This window comes from Streptomyces sp. NPDC001515 (assembly GCF_053597115.1).
The window spans coordinates 303,035-318,255 of record NZ_JBSFHN010000002.1; the positions used below are offsets into that span (position 1 = coordinate 303,035).

The following is a 15,221-nucleotide window of genomic DNA, read 5'->3' on the forward strand; positions in this document are numbered from 1 at the left end:
GTCCACTCGGATGACGGCCTTCCGACAGGAAGGAAGGCCGTACTCAGTTGGTTGCACAGGGTGGTAAGTACGGCCTGCCTTGCTGGCGGGAGCGATTTTTCGTGCGTACTTTCGAAGCGTCGAGCGGGGGCGGGGCGTGATCGTTCCGCCGCCGGAGAAGGGGAGAGACGTGGCCATCATCGAGACCGAAGCGGTCCTGCACGAGGCGCACCGCGACAACCACACCCACCGTGACGTCAACGGCGGCTGGCTGCGTCCGGCGGTCTTCGGCGCCATGGACGGCCTGGTCTCCAACCTCGCCCTGATGACCGGGGTGGCCGGCGGCGACGTGTCGCACCGCACCATCGTGATCACGGGGCTGGCCGGACTGGCGGCCGGAGCCTTCTCCATGGCGGCCGGCGAGTACACCTCCGTCGCCTCGCAGCGCGAGCTGGTCGAGGCCGAGCTGGACGTCGAGCGCCGCGAGCTGCGCAAGCACCCCGCCGACGAGGAACGCGAGCTGGCCGCGCTCTACGAGTCGCGCGGGGTGGACGCCCCCCTGGCCCGCGAGGTCGCCCGGCAGCTGTCCCGCGACCCCGAGCAGGCGCTGGAGATCCACGCCCGCGAGGAACTGGGCATCGACCCCGGCGACCTGCCCTCGCCGCTCGTCGCCGCCGGCTCCTCCTTCGGCGCCTTCGCGCTGGGCGCGCTGCTGCCCGTCCTGCCCTATCTGCTCGGCGCGAGCGCGCTGTGGCCGGCCGTGCTGCTGGCCCTGGCCGGGCTCTTCGGCTGCGGCGCGGTGGTCGCCCGGGTCACGGCCCGCACCTGGTGGTTCAGCGGGCTGCGCCAGCTCGCGCTCGGCGGCGCCGCCGCCGGGGTCACCTACCTCCTGGGCGGACTCTTCGGCGTCGCCGTCGGCGGCTGACCCCGTACGGCCCCGCTCCTTCGGCCACGCGCACCCCCGGTGCGCGTGGCCGAAGCCGTGTCGGCCGCTCGTGTGACACACGTTCGTAACATGTGTGTGATGTACGTCCTGATCGCGGCCTCTGGGCGGATGGGAGGGGCGCCCCGTAAAATGAGTCTCTATGCAGGGCTACACATAAGTAGCCATTACTCGGCGGTTTCGTTTTCTTTTCCGCCGGGCATGAGCCGTAGACACCGCAGGCAACGACGCCTGCTCTCTGCGGCATCCCCGGGCGCTGATCCTCCGACTGCGACCCACCCCCCACCGCACACGCGGTGTCCGCATGTTGGAACAAGGTATCCGCTTCTTGAGAAGCACCCCATCATGTAATCTGCATCAACTTTCGCAGAGGGCCAACGTCGTCCCTCGGCACGCATATGCCACGACGACGACGGGAGAGCCGATGCGCACCGACGCCTGGTCGCCCATGGACGGTCGCCCCGCCCCCCAGGGGATGTACGACCCCCGCAACGAGCACGACGCCTGCGGCGTCGGATTCGTCGCCACACTGACCGGTGTGGCCGACCACGACCTGGTCGAGCAGGCGCTGACCGTACTGCGCAACCTCGAACACCGCGGCGCCACCGGATCCGAGCCCGACTCCGGTGACGGAGCCGGAATCCTGCTCCAGGTGCCGGACGCCTTCCTCCGCGAAGAGGTCCCCTTCGAGCTCCCCGAGGCCGGCGGCTACGCCGTGGGCATCGCCTTCCTGCCCGCCGACGACTCGGCCGGGGCCGTCCGCTCCCTGGAGAAGATCGCCGTCCAGGAGGGCCTGCAGGTCCTCGGCTGGCGCGAGGTCCCCGTCACGCCCGACATCCTCGGCAACGGCGCCCGCTCGACCATGCCCGAGTTCCGCCAGCTCTTCGTCGCCGACGGCACCAGCACCGGCATCGCCCTGGACCGCAAGGCATTCGTCCTACGCAAGCGCGCCGAGCGCGAGGCCGGGGTCTACTTCCCCTCGCTCTCCGCCCGCACCCTCGTCTACAAGGGGATGCTCACCACCGGACAGCTGGAGCCGTTCTTCCCCGACCTGTCCGACCGCCGCTTCGCCACCGCGGTCGCCCTGGTCCACTCCCGCTTCTCCACCAACACCTTCCCCAGCTGGCCGCTGGCCCACCCGTACCGCTTCGTCGCCCACAACGGCGAGATCAACACGGTCAAGGGCAACCGCAACTGGATGAAGGCCCGCGAGTCCCAGCTCGCCTCCGACCTCTTCGGCGCGGAGAGCCTGGACCGGATCTTCCCCGTCTGCACCCCCGACGCCTCCGACTCGGCCTCCTTCGACGAGGTCCTGGAGCTGCTCCACCTCGGCGGGCGCTCGCTGCCCCACTCGGTGCTGATGATGGTCCCCGAGGCGTGGGAGAACCACGACTCCATGGACCCGGCCCGGCGCGCCTTCTACCAGTACCACTCCACCCTGATGGAGCCCTGGGACGGCCCGGCCTGCGTCACCTTCACCGACGGCACCCAGGTCGGCGCGGTCCTGGACCGCAACGGCCTGCGCCCCGGCCGCTACTGGGTCACCGACGACGGACTCGTCGTCCTCTCCTCCGAGGTCGGCGTCCTGGACATCGACCCGGCCAAGGTCGTCCGCAAGGGCCGCCTCCAGCCCGGCAAGATGTTCCTCGTCGACACCGCCGAGCACCGCATCATCGAGGACGACGAGATCAAGGCCGCCCTCGCCGCCGAGCAGCCCTACGAGGAGTGGCTGGAGACCGGCGAGATCGAGCTGGAGGACCTCCCCGAGCGGGAGCACATCGTGCACACGCACGCCTCCGTCACCCGCCGCCAGCAGACCTTCGGCTACACCGAGGAAGAGCTGCGCGTCATCCTCGCCCCGATGGCCCGCACCGCCGGCGAACCGCTCGGCTCCATGGGCACCGACTCGCCGATCGCCGCGCTCTCCGCCCGGCCCCGGCTGCTCTTCGACTACTTCACCCAGCTGTTCGCCCAGGTCACCAACCCGCCGCTGGACGCCATCCGCGAGGAGCTCGTCACCTCGCTGCGCTCCTCGCTGGGCCCCGCGGGCAACATCCTGGAGCCGACCGCCGCGTCCTGCCGCAGCGTCACGCTCCCCTTCCCGGTGATCGACAACGACGAGCTGGCCAAGCTCATACACATCAACGCCGACGGCGACATGCCGGGCATGAAGGCCGCCACCCTCTCCGGTCTCTACCGGGTGAGCGGCGGCGGCGAGGCCCTCGCCGCCCGCATCGACGCCATCTGCGCCGAGGTCGACACCGCCATCGAGGACGGCGCCCGCCTGATCGTCCTCTCCGACCGGCACTCCGACGCCGAGCACGCGCCGATCCCCTCGCTGCTGCTCACCTCCGCCGTCCACCACCACCTCATCCGCACCAAGCAGCGCACCCAGGTCGGGCTACTGGTCGAGGCCGGGGACGTCCGCGAGGTCCACCACGTCGCCCTGCTCATCGGCTACGGCGCCGCCGCGGTCAACCCGTACCTCGCCATGGAGTCCGTCGAGGACCTGGTCCGAGCCGGTACGTTCATCGAGGGCATCGAGCCCGAGCAGGCCATCCGGAACCTGATCTACGCCCTCGGCAAGGGCGTCCTCAAGGTCATGTCCAAGATGGGCATCTCCACGGTCGCCTCCTACCGGGGCGCCCAGGTCTTCGAGGCCGTCGGCCTCGACGAGGAGTTCGTCGCCACGTACTTCAACGGCACCGCCACCAAGATCGGCGGCGCCGGCCTCGACGTCATCGCCAAGGAGGTCGCCGCCCGGCACGCCAAGGGCTACCCGGCCTCCGGCATCTCCGCCTCGCACCGCGCGCTGGAGATCGGCGGCGAGTACCAGTGGCGCCGCGAGGGCGAACCGCACCTGTTCGACCCGGAGACGGTCTTCCGCCTCCAGCACGCCACCCGCAACCGCCGGTACGACATCTTCAAGAAGTACACGGACCGGGTGAACGAGCAGTCCGAGCGCCTGATGACGCTCCGCGGCCTGTTCGGCTTCACCTCCGACCGCCCGTCGATCGACGTCGACGAGGTCGAGCCCGTCTCCGAGATCGTCAAGCGCTTCTCCACCGGCGCCATGTCGTACGGCTCCATCTCCCGCGAGGCGCACGAGACCCTCGCCATCGCCATGAACCAGCTGGGCGGCAAGTCCAACACCGGCGAGGGCGGCGAGGACGCGGACCGGCTCTACGACCCGGCCCGCCGCTCGTCGATCAAGCAGGTCGCCTCCGGCCGCTTCGGCGTCACCAGCGAGTACCTGGTCAACGCGGACGACATCCAGATCAAGATGGCCCAGGGCGCCAAGCCCGGCGAGGGCGGCCAGCTGCCCGGCCACAAGGTCTACCCGTGGGTCGCCAAGACCCGGCACTCCACCCCGGGCGTCGGCCTGATCTCCCCGCCGCCGCACCACGACATCTACTCCATCGAGGACCTGGCCCAGCTGATCCACGACCTCAAGAACGCCAACCCGGCCGCCCGCATCCATGTGAAGCTGGTCTCCGAGGTCGGCGTCGGCACGGTCGCCGCCGGTGTCTCCAAGGCCCACGCGGACGTCGTCCTCATCTCCGGCCACGACGGCGGAACGGGCGCCTCCCCGCTCACCTCGCTGAAGCACGCGGGCGGCCCCTGGGAGCTGGGCCTCGCCGAGACCCAGCAGACGCTGCTGCTCAACGGCCTGCGCGACCGCATCGTCGTGCAGACCGACGGCCAGCTCAAGACCGGCCGCGACGTCGTCATCGCCGCCCTCCTGGGCGCCGAGGAGTTCGGCTTCGCCACCGCGCCGCTCGTCGTCTCCGGCTGCGTCATGATGCGCGTCTGCCACCTCGACACCTGCCCGGTCGGCATCGCCACCCAGAACCCGGTCCTGCGCGACCGTTTCTCGGGCAAGGCCGAGTACGTCGTCAACTTCTTCGAGTTCATCGCCCAGGAGGTCCGCGAGCTCCTCGCCGAGCTGGGCTTCCGCTCGATCGAGGAGGCCGTCGGCCACGCCGAACTCCTCGACACCGACCGCGCGGTCAGCCACTGGAAGGCCCAGGGACTGGACCTGGCCCCGCTGTTCCACGTGCCGGAGCTGCCCGAGGGCGCCGTCCGCCACCGGAACACCGAGCAGGACCACGGCCTCGCCAAGGCCCTCGACAACGAGCTGATCCGGCTCGCCGCGGACGCGCTCGGCGCCGACGGCGCCGAGTCCGCCCAGCCGGTCCGCGCCCAGGTCGCCATCCGCAACATCAACCGGACCGTGGGCACCATGCTCGGTCACGAGGTGACGAAGAAGTTCGGCGGCGCGGGCCTGCCCGACGACACCATCGACATCACCTTCACCGGCTCCGCAGGCCAGTCCTTCGGCGCCTTCCTCCCCAGCGGGGTCACGCTGCGCCTGGAGGGCGACGCCAACGACTACGTCGGCAAGGGCCTGTCCGGCGGCCGGATCGTCGTCCGCCCGGACCGGGGCGCCGACCACCTCGCCGAGTACTCCACCATCGCGGGCAACACCATCGCCTACGGCGCCACCGGCGGCGAACTGTTCCTCCGCGGCCGCACCGGCGAACGCTTCTGCGTCCGCAACTCCGGCGCCACCGTCGTCTCGGAGGGCGTGGGCGACCACGGCTGCGAGTACATGACCGGCGGCCACGCGGTCGTCCTCGGCGAGACCGGACGCAACTTCGCGGCCGGCATGTCCGGCGGTGTCGCCTACGTCATCGACCTGAACCGCGACCACGTCAACGCCGGCAACCTCGGCGCCGTCGAGGAGCCGAGCGACACCGACAAGCAGTGGCTGCACGACGTCGTGCGCCGCCACCAGGAGGAGACCGGCTCCACGGTCGCCGAGAAGCTCCTCGCCGAGTGGGACACCGCCGTGACCCGCTTCAGCAAGATCATCCCGTCCACCTACAAGGCCGTGCTCGCCGCCAAGGAAGCCGCTGAGCTCGCCGGTCTCTCCGAGCAGGAGACCACCGAGAAGATGATGGAGGCGGCGACCCATGGCTGACCCCAAGGGCTTCCTGACCACCGGGCGCGAGGTCGCGCGGACCCGCCCGGTCGGCGAGCGCGTCAAGGACTGGAACGAGGTCTACGTTCCCGGCTCCCTGCTCCCGATCATCAGCAAGCAGGCCGGCCGCTGCATGGACTGCGGCATCCCGTTCTGCCACAACGGCTGCCCGCTCGGAAACCTCATCCCCGAGTGGAACGACTACGCCTACCGCGAGGACTGGACCGCCGCCTCCGAGCGGCTGCACGCCACGAACAACTTCCCGGAGTTCACCGGGCGGCTCTGCCCGGCCCCCTGCGAGTCGGCGTGCGTCCTCGGCATCAACCAGCCGGCCGTCACCATCAAGAACGTCGAAGTCTCCATCATCGACAAGGCGTGGGACAGCGGCGACGTCACCCCGCAGCCGCCCGAGCGCCTCTCCGGCAAGACCGTGGCCGTCATCGGCTCCGGCCCGGCCGGACTCGCCGCCGCCCAGCAGCTGACCCGGGCCGGCCACACCGTGGCCGTCTACGAGCGCGCGGACCGCATCGGGGGACTCCTCCGCTACGGCATCCCCGAGTTCAAGATGGAGAAGTCGCACATCAACCGCCGCATCCAGCAGATGCGCGCGGAAGGCACCAAGTTCCGCACCGAGATCGAGATCGGCAAGGACATCGACGCCGCGAAGCTGCGGCGCCGCTACGACGCCGTCGTCGTCGCGGCCGGCGCCACCGTCTCCCGCGACCTGCCCGTCCCGGGCCGTGAGCTGAACGGCGTGCACTTCGCGATGGAGTACCTGCCGCTCGCCAACAAGGTGCAGGAGGGCGACCTGACGGTCTCCCCGATCACCGCCGAGGGCAAGCACGTCGTCGTCATCGGCGGCGGCGACACCGGCGCCGACTGCGTCGGCACCGCCCACCGCCAGGGCGCGCTCTCCGTCACCCAGCTGGAGATCATGCCCAAGCCGGGCGAGGAGCGGAACGCCAACCAGCCCTGGCCGACCTTCCCCATGCTCTACAAGGTCACCTCCGCGCACGAGGAGGGCGGCGAGCGGGTCTACTCCGTCTCGACCACCCGCTTCGAGGGCGACGAGGACGGCAACGTCCAGGCCCTCCACCTCATCGAGGTGGAGTTCAAGGACGGTAAGCTGGAGCAGAAGCCCGGCACCGAGCGGACGATCCCCGCACAGCTGGTCACCCTCGCGATGGGCTTCACCGGAACCGACCAGTCCAACGGCCTGGTCCAGCAGTTCGGACTGGAGCTCGACGCCCGGGGCAACATCGCCCGCGACGAGGAGTACGCGACCAACGTCGACGGCGTCTTCGTCGCCGGAGACGCCGGCCGCGGCCAGTCCCTGATCGTCTGGGCCATCGCCGAGGGCCGCTCCGCCGCCCGCGGAGTGGACCGCTACCTGACCGGAGCCAGCGCCCTGCCGGCCCCGATCCGCCCGACGGACCGCGCACTGACGGTCTGATCCGGCCCACCGACGTCCCGCACAACGGCGTGCGGAACTGAACACGGCGCCTGCCCGTCCCCGACCGGACCCCGGCAGGCGCCGTGGCGCGTCCGGGGGCGGTTCCGCGCCCCGGCTCAGGCCGTCAGGGCCAGCGCGCAGGTGGCCGCGGCCGTCGCGCCCAGCGCGACCACCAGACCGGTCAGCACGAACCGCCGCCCATCGATCCTCGTCCCGTGCCAGCGGCACCGCTCGAACCACAGCAGCGTCGCCAGCGACCCCCACGGGGTGACGACCGACCCCGCGTTGACCCCGACCAGCAGGGCCAGCAGTTGCCCGTGGTTGCCCGCAGGGACGACGGCCTCGCCCGCCACGTACGCCGGCAGGTTGTTCAGCACGTTCGCCAGGGCCGCCCCCACCCCGGCCGTGCGCAGCATCCCGGCGAGGCCGCCGTCCGTGCCCAGCGCCCGCACCAGCAGCTCGTGCAGCCCGTGCGCGTTCACCGTCTCCACCACCAGGAACATCCCCGGCACCAGCACCAGCAGCCGCCACGGGATCAGCGAGGGCCGCAACGCCGCCCTGTCCCGCACCGCGTACGCGGCCACGACGACCGCCATCGCCACCAGCGACGCCGCCCACAGCGGCACGTCCACCACCAGGATCGCCAGCAGGAAACCGGCGCAGGCCGCCGCGCAGATCCGCAGCAGCACCGGATCCTCGACCTCCGGCGGGGCGGGCGGGGTGTAGCGGTCCGCGCCGCGCCGGCCCCGGCGCCAGTAGAAGACCCACAGGCACAGGGCGGTCACCCCGACCGCCGCCAGCTGCGGCAGCCACATCACCGCGGCCAGTCCCGCGGGGGAGAGCGCCACCCGGTCCGCCGCCAGCAGATTCGTCAGATTCGACACCGGCAGCAGCAGACTCGCCGTATTGGCCAGCCACACCGTCGTCATCGCCAGCGGCAGCGCCGCGATGCCCACCCGGGTGGCGAGCGCCAGCATCACCGGGGTCAGCAGCACCGCCGTGGTGTCCAGGTTCAGGGTGATCGTGGTGAGCGAGGCGAAGCCCACGCACAGCGCGAACAGCAGCGGATAGCGGCCCCGCCCGGCCCGCGCCACCCGGGCCGCCACCAGATCGAAGACCCTGGCCCGCCCCGCCAGTTCCGCCAGCACGATCACGGTGGCCAGGAACACCAGCAGCGGACCCAGTCGGCCCAGCTGCTCTCCCGCCCGCTCCCGGGGCAGCAGCCCCGTGACCACCGCCAGGACGCCCAGGGCCAGCAGCCCGCCCGCCAGCCGGTCCAGAGGGTGCAGCCGCCGGACCGGGGACCTCAGGTCGCGCATGCCCCTCAGCCTGTCAGGGCGGAGGTCTTCAGCACGACCAACAGCGCCAGCACCGCGCCCAGCACCACACATCCGGCGGCCTGGAACGGGGTCCGGCGCGGGCCGGGGGCGTACGCGTACACGACGGTCACCGCCGCACCCGTCAGCAGCCCGCCCAGATGCCCCTGCCAGGACGTGAAGCCCGCCGACACCACCATCCACACCAGGAACCCGGCCAGGAACCGGTTGACCGCCGCCATGTCCCGGCCCAGCCGGCGGTTGATCACGTAGAACGACGCCGCGAGGCCGAACACCGCCCCCGAGGCGCCCACCGCGCCGTCGTACGGCGCGATCAGATAGACCAGCACCGAACCGCCCAGCGCCGACAGCAGATACAGCGCGAGGAACCGCGCCCGCCCCAGCTGCTCCTCGACGACCCGGCCCAGGTTCCACAGGGCGTACATGTTGAACAGGATGTGCAGCACCCCGAACGGCAGCGCGCCGAACGAGGAGGCGTCCGGCGGCAGATGCAGGAAGGCGCCCGTCAGCAGCCGGTACCACTCACCGGCCACCAGCCCCGTCTCGTGGAAACCGGGCGGGTAGTCCGCGTGCACATGGACGTACGCGGTCCCGTCCGGGCCGGTCAGCCCGGCTCCCAGCATCTCGAACCGGCCGACGAGCCCCGGCCTGACCAGCTCGGCCAGATACGCCAGGACGTTCAGCCCGATCAGCGCGTACGTGACCACGGGCACCGCGGAGCGCGCCACCGTGCCGCCGAACACCGTCCGGGCCTGCCGCACCGAACGCCGCCCCTCCTTCACGCACTCCACGCAGTGGTGGCCCACGGCCGCCTCGCGCATGCAGTCCGGGCAGATGAAGCGCTCGCAGCGGGTGCAGCTCACATACGTCTCGTACGACGGATGGCGGTAGCACGTGGTGACGGCGGCCTCCATGGCCGGCTCCTTCAGCAAATGGGACGAGAGGCCGGTGGGGGCGGCGGCGATCAAGATAGCGAACCCGCCGGGGCCGGGCACATCCGGGTTTCGGACTCCGCCCGGGTGGTTCCCGGCCCCGCCCGGGGCGCTCACCCGGGACATGCGCGGCATCCGGACAGAGGATGTCGGGATTACCGGGTTCGATGGGTCCATGACCACCACACCCGTCACGCTCTCCGCTTCCTGGGCGGACTTCCGGACGGCCGAGCCCGCGTTCGCCGACACCGTCGAGCGCCGCTTCGGCCAGTACAAGCACCACGTCCTCGGGACCCTCCGCGCGGACGGCTCGCCCCGGCTGGCCGGCCTCGAAATCGAGTTCCGGCTCGGCGAGGCGCTCCTCGGGATGATGCCCCACTCCCTCAAGGCCCTGGACCTGCGCCGCGACCCCCGCTTCTCCCTGCACGCCAATCCCGGACCCGATGCCGAGATGGCCGACGGGGACGTCCGCATCTCCGGGCGCGCGGTGGAGGTGACCGACCCCGGCCTGCTCGCCCGCTACATCGAAGAGGTGCATCCGCCCGAGCCCTTCCACCTCTTCCGGGCGGAGCTGACCGAAGTGGTCCGCATCGGACTGGAGGGCGGCGACACCCTGATCATCCGGACCTGGAACCCCGGCCGCCCGGTGCGCGAGGTCCGCCGGGGCAACGACGACGCCCCGGCCTGACGGAGGCTCCCGCGGCGCCGGGCGGACAATGGGCGGGTGCCTACCAAGAAGAAGCCCCAGGGAGCCCCGTCGCCCGAGCGCCGCGGCGAACTGCTGGCCACCGCCGCCGAGGTGTTCGCCGCCCAGGGATACAACGCCACGACCGTCCGCCGCATCGCGGACGAGGCCGGCATGCTCGCGGGCAGCCTCTACTACCACTTCGATTCCAAGGAATCGATGCTCGACGAGATCCTCTCCACCTTCCTGAACGAACTCTGGGAGGGGTACGACGCCGTCCTGGCCGCCGGGCTCGGTCCCCGGGAGACCATCGAGGCACTCGTCACGGAGTCCTTCCGCGAGATCGACCGGCACCGCGCCGCCGTCGCCATCTACCAGAAGGAGTCCGCGCACCTGGCCGGCCAGCCCCGGTTCCACTACCTCGCCGAGTCCCAGCGCAGGTTCGAGACGGCCTGGCTCGGCACCCTGGAGCGCGGGGTCGCCGACCGGGTCTTCCGGGCCGACCTCGACGTCCGGCTGACGTACCGCTTCGTCCGCGACACCGTCTGGGTCGCCGCGTCCTGGTACCGGCCCGGCGGCCGGCACAGCCCCGAGGAGATCGCCCGCCAGTACCTCTCGATGGTCCTGGACGGCATCGCCCTGCGCCCCTGAACCCGGGCGCGCACCGCGTCCACGGCCCGGCGGTACGGCGTGTCCCCCCGCCGGGCGGCGGTTCGTGCTACGGTGGGGGCGTTGCAGTTTTGGTACCCATGAACTTTATGCGCGCCTGACGGGAATGCTTCGTCAGGCGCTTTATTGTTTTCCGGCTTTCTCCGGGTGGGGCTCAATGCGGCGACTTGGAATTCGTAAAGTGCGGATTTCCGGCACTGCACCTATGAGGAGATCGACATGGCTACGGGAACCGTGAAGTGGTTCAACTCGGAAAAGGGCTTCGGCTTCATTGAGCAGGACGGCGGCGGCGCCGACGTCTTCGCCCACTACTCGAACATCAACGCCTCGGGCTTCCGTGAGCTGCAGGAGGGCCAGAAGGTCTCCTTCGACGTCACGCAGGGCCAGAAGGGCCCCCAGGCGGAGAACATCGTCCCGGCCTGATCGCCTGACGCATATCTCGCAGCCGGGACCCGCACCGCGAACGGTGCGGGTCCCGGTTTGTGCTGTCCCCAGGAGGGCAATTTCGTATGACCCGCTCCGAACGCCAGGACCGTCCCGCCCGCACCCGCCCGTCGAGGGGGCGCGGCCCGGTCCGGGCCAAGGCAACCGCGCAGGGTTCCGGCAAGGGATCCGGCAAGGCGTCGCCCCGTCGCAGGGCCACGCCGCCGCAGGGTGAGTTCGCCCTGCCCGAAACGACAACCCCCGCACTGCCCGCCGTCGAGGCGTTCGCCGAGCTGGACATGCCCGCCGCCCTGCTGAAAACCCTTGCCGCGCAGGGCGTCACCGACCCGTTCCCGATCCAGGGCGCCACCCTGCCGAACTCGCTGGCGGGCCGGGACATCCTCGGCCGGGGCCGCACCGGTTCCGGCAAGACCCTCGCCTTCGGCCTCGCGCTGCTGGCCCGCACCGCCGGGCGCCGCGCCGAGCCCAAGGCCCCGCTGGCCCTCGTCCTCGTCCCGACGCGCGAGCTCGCCCAGCAGGTCACCGACGCGCTGACCCCGTACGCCACCTCGCTCCAGCTGAGGCTGGCCACCGTCGTCGGCGGCATGTCGATCACCAAGCAGTCCACGGCCCTGCGCCGGGGCGCCGAGGTGCTCGTCGCCACGCCCGGCCGGCTCAAGGACCTCATCGAGCGCGGCGACTGCCGGCTGGACGAGGTCGCGATCACCGTCCTCGACGAGGCCGACCAGATGGCCGACATGGGCTTCATGCCGCAGGTCACCGCCCTGCTCAAGCAGGTCGAGCCGGACGGGCAGCGGATGCTGTTCTCGGCGACCCTGGACAAGAACATCGACCGGCTCGTCCGGATGTTCCTGACCGACCCGGTGGTGCACTCCGTCGACCCGTCGGCCGGTGCCGTCACGACCATGGAGCACCACGTCCTCCATGTCCTGGACGAGACCGACAAGAAGGCCGTCGCCACCCGGATCGCCGCCCGCGACGGGCGCGTCATCATGTTCGTCGACACCAAGCGCGCCGCCGACCGCTTCGCCAAGCGGCTGCTGGCCAGCGGGGTGCGGGCCGCGGCCCTGCACGGCGGGCGTTCGCAGCCGCAGCGCAACCGGACCCTGGACCAGTTCAAGACCGGCCAGGTCACCGCGCTCGTCGCGACGAACGTGGCGGCCCGGGGCATCCACGTCGACGACCTCGACCTCGTCGTCAACGTGGACCCGCCCACCGACCACAAGGACTACCTCCACCGGGGCGGCCGCACCGCCCGCGCGGGGGAGTCCGGCAGCGTGGTCACCCTGGTCCTGCCCGACGAGAAGCACGAGATGAACCGGCTGATGCGGGACGCGGGCATCGCCCCCCGCACCACCCGGATCACCTCCGCCGACGAGGAACTCACCCGGATCACGGGGGCCCGCGAGCCCTCCGGCGTCGCCGTCGTGATCGAGGTCCCGCAGCCCACCCCGCCCAAGCAGCGCACCGGCTCCGGCGCGTCCCGCTCCGGCGGCCGGGGCCGGGGCAGGCGCTCCGGCGGCACCGCGGCCACCACCGGTGACGGCGGCACCCGCACCACGACCGGCACCGGCCGGTCGGCCGGCGGCCGGTCCGCCGGCGGCCGTGCCGAGGGCTCGGGCCGCTCCCGGGACGCGGGCCGGACGGGCGGCGCCGGCCGTGCCGCCGGTTCCGGACGCTCCGGTGGCGGCGCGGGCCGCGGCGGAGCCCCGGCACGAGGCCGCCGCGCGGCCTGACGCCCCGGGGCGGTGAACGACCGGCGACGGGCACGGTGCACGGGCTTCGGCCCGAGGCACCGTGCCCGTCGGCCGTTCCGCGCGGAGTCGGCGCCCCCGGAGCCCCGCCCTAGACGGCGGGCCGCCCCGCCAGCACCGCCGCCCCCAGAGCACGCCGTGCCGGGTCGGGGTCCGCGCACCAGGCCCGTGCCGCCCGGAGCGTCTCCTCGTCGTCCCGCTCGCGCAGGGCCTCGACGCACACCCGCCAGTCCTCCAGCCCCGGATCGCCCCAGCGCAGCGCGCGCCGGGCCAGTTCCTCGTACGGGGCCGGCCGCCCCAGCTCCCGCTCCAGCACCGTGGCGATCGCACCGTGCCCGGTCTGCTGGTCCCGGCCGGCCGACGGGCGGCCGTCCCGGAGCAGTTCGGCGGTCAGCGTGAGACCGCCGTCCACGACCGTCCGGCGCACCACGACCACGACCCCCTCCGCGTCCCCGTACAGCTCACGCAGCCCCGCCCGCAGCTCCTGCTCCAGGTCCGTGCGGAGCAGGCGCAGGGCCTCGGCGAGCGCCGCCGCGCGTGCGCCGGGCGGGTTCCCGGCGCCGTGGCGCAGCAGGGCGCGGACCGTGGGCAGCGAACCCCGGCGGACCGCGACGAGCAGCGGCGGATCGCCCTCGGGGCCGGGCCGACAGGGATCGGCGCCGTACGCGAGCAGCGCCTCGGCCGTACGGGCGTGGCCGAGACCGACCGCCCAGCGCAGCGCCGTGAAGCCGAACTGCTCCGGCAGATCGGGCCGGGCCCCGGCCGACAGCAGCGCCTCCACCACCTCCGTGTGGCCCCCGCACGCCGCCCCGCACAGCGGCAGATCACCGTGGTCCGGGCCGCACGCCCGGTCCGGGTCCGCCCCCGCCGCCAGCAGCAGCCGCACCGCGCCGGGACGGTCCGAGACCGCCGCGAGATAGAGCGCGCTCGCCCCCTCCTCGTCCACCGACTCGGCGGACACCCCGGAGCGCAGCACACGGACGACGGCGTCGTCGTCCTCGTACAGGGCGTCGAACAGCGCCGGTCCGTCCGCCGGGACCGGAAGCCTCCCCTCCGGGTCGTCCTTCACCTTCCGACTCTAAGCCGTACGGCGGCGGATCCCGGACGCGGTGTCAGGTCGTGCAGTCCAGCACCGTGCGGCACAGCGCGCAGCGGGCCCGCACCCGGCCCCGGACCGGAACCCGGTTGCGCTGGTGGCAGGTCGGGCACGCGAACGCCACCCGCAGCCCGTCAGCGCCCGCCTCGAACGCGTACGGCACACCGGGGGAGGAGCCGCCGCCGGGGTGGTCCTGGGCGTGCCGGCGGTCCTTCGCGTACCGGCGGCGGCCCGCCCAGCCCGCGGCCGTCAGCGGCGGCTGGGCGCTCTCCCGCAGCGCGCGGGCCCGGCCCTCGGTGTACGCCGTGTACGCCTGGGGGCTGGTGAACCACGGCGAGGGGTCCTCGTCGAAGGCCATCGCCCGCTTGGCCAGCACGTACCCGAACTCCTCGGGGGTGAGATAGCCCAGCTTCTGACTGGACACCGCGTCCTGACGGAACGCGTCCAGCAGCAGCCACCCCGCCCCCAGATACGCCGCCGCCGTGTCCGTCAGGATCTCGTTGTCCCGGGTGCCCGGGAACTCCAGACCGAGTCGGTGCAGCAGCACATGCGTCACCTCGTGCGACAGCGCCGCGCCGATGTCCCGCCGATGCGTACGGAACCGGTCGTTCAGCTCCACGAAGTACTCCGGACCCGCGGCGAGTTCGACACTGCCCGCGTGCTCCATCGACCGGAACGCCACGATCACCCGCGCGTCCGGCAGCCGGAAGTGGCGCACCATCGCCCGCGCCACCCGCTGCGCGCCCAGATGCAGATCGTCCGTGTCCGCGAACGCGGCCTCGACGGGCGCCAGACTCGGTGCGAACCGCCGCACCCCGTCCGGGGAGAGCCGCCGGTACAGCGCCGTGATCGCCGAACGGACCGTGTCCAGATGGGGGAAACCGTGCACCACCGGACTGCCGTGGGGCCCGTCCGCCATGTCCGTACCCCCGCTCGCAGGCGCCG

At 72.3% G+C, this 15,221-nt stretch carries 11 protein-coding genes; 7 read left to right on the plus strand and 4 right to left on the minus strand.

Going from position 1 to position 15,221, the window contains the following annotated elements; genetic code table 11:
* Positions 1-169 precede the first annotated feature (169 nt).
* From ACWCXC_RS04970 to ACWCXC_RS04980, 3 genes are all read left to right on the plus strand, one after another.
* On the plus strand, positions 170-904 hold the full coding sequence (locus ACWCXC_RS04970; RefSeq protein ID WP_450681004.1) for a VIT1/CCC1 transporter family protein: 735 nt from the start codon (positions 170-172) through the stop codon (positions 902-904).
* 442 nt (positions 905-1,346) lie between these two features.
* Positions 1,347-5,906, plus strand: coding sequence for a glutamate synthase large subunit (gene gltB, locus ACWCXC_RS04975; protein ID WP_450681005.1), 4,560 nt, complete (start codon positions 1,347-1,349; stop codon positions 5,904-5,906).
* A complete protein-coding gene (locus tag ACWCXC_RS04980; protein ID WP_450681006.1) occupies positions 5,899-7,359 on the plus strand; it encodes a glutamate synthase subunit beta in 1,461 nt (486 codons plus the stop codon). The genes gltB and ACWCXC_RS04980 overlap by 8 nt, the downstream gene beginning before the upstream one ends.
* Positions 7,360-7,475: 116 nt before the next feature.
* Here ACWCXC_RS04980 and ACWCXC_RS04985 read toward each other — a convergent pair whose 3' ends face one another.
* Both ACWCXC_RS04985 and ACWCXC_RS04990 read right to left on the minus strand, forming a co-directional pair.
* Positions 7,476-8,678 carry an SLC13 family permease gene (locus tag ACWCXC_RS04985; RefSeq protein WP_450681007.1) on the minus strand — a complete coding sequence of 401 codons (1,203 nt, stop codon included), beginning with the start codon at positions 8,676-8,678 and terminating at the stop codon, positions 7,476-7,478.
* A 5-nt stretch (positions 8,679-8,683) separates the two neighbouring features.
* Positions 8,684-9,610 carry a rhomboid family intramembrane serine protease gene (locus ACWCXC_RS04990; RefSeq protein WP_450886649.1) on the minus strand — a complete coding sequence of 309 codons (927 nt, stop codon included), beginning with the start codon at positions 9,608-9,610 and terminating at the stop codon, positions 8,684-8,686.
* 193 nt (positions 9,611-9,803) lie between these two features.
* Between ACWCXC_RS04990 and ACWCXC_RS04995 the strand changes: the two genes are divergently transcribed.
* The 4 genes from ACWCXC_RS04995 (at position 9,804) to ACWCXC_RS05010 (ending at position 13,162) form a co-directional block, all read left to right on the plus strand.
* Positions 9,804-10,316 (plus strand): pyridoxamine 5'-phosphate oxidase family protein, encoded by a 513-nt coding sequence (locus ACWCXC_RS04995; RefSeq protein WP_450681009.1) that lies wholly within the window; start codon positions 9,804-9,806, stop codon positions 10,314-10,316.
* 36 nt (positions 10,317-10,352) lie between these two features.
* Positions 10,353-10,964: a TetR/AcrR family transcriptional regulator gene (locus tag ACWCXC_RS05000; RefSeq protein WP_450681010.1), complete on the plus strand. Its 612-nt coding sequence runs from the start codon at positions 10,353-10,355 to the stop codon at positions 10,962-10,964.
* Positions 10,965-11,201: 237 nt separating this feature from the next.
* Complete coding sequence (locus tag ACWCXC_RS05005) at positions 11,202-11,405, plus strand: cold-shock protein (RefSeq protein WP_006123767.1); 204 nt, start codon at positions 11,202-11,204, stop codon at positions 11,403-11,405.
* An 86-nt stretch (positions 11,406-11,491) separates the two neighbouring features.
* Positions 11,492-13,162, plus strand: coding sequence for a DEAD/DEAH box helicase (locus tag ACWCXC_RS05010; RefSeq protein WP_450886652.1), 1,671 nt, complete (start codon positions 11,492-11,494; stop codon positions 13,160-13,162).
* A 109-nt stretch (positions 13,163-13,271) separates the two neighbouring features.
* On the opposite strand, the gene ACWCXC_RS05015 is transcribed toward ACWCXC_RS05010, so the two are convergent.
* Complete coding sequence (locus tag ACWCXC_RS05015) at positions 13,272-14,249, minus strand: ankyrin repeat domain-containing protein (protein WP_450886654.1); 978 nt, start codon at positions 14,247-14,249, stop codon at positions 13,272-13,274.
* A 43-nt stretch (positions 14,250-14,292) separates the two neighbouring features.
* Entirely contained in the window at positions 14,293-15,195 is a 903-nt protein-coding gene (locus ACWCXC_RS05020; protein WP_450886656.1) for a hypothetical protein, read from the minus strand.
* Between the last annotated feature and the right edge of the window lie 26 nt (positions 15,196-15,221).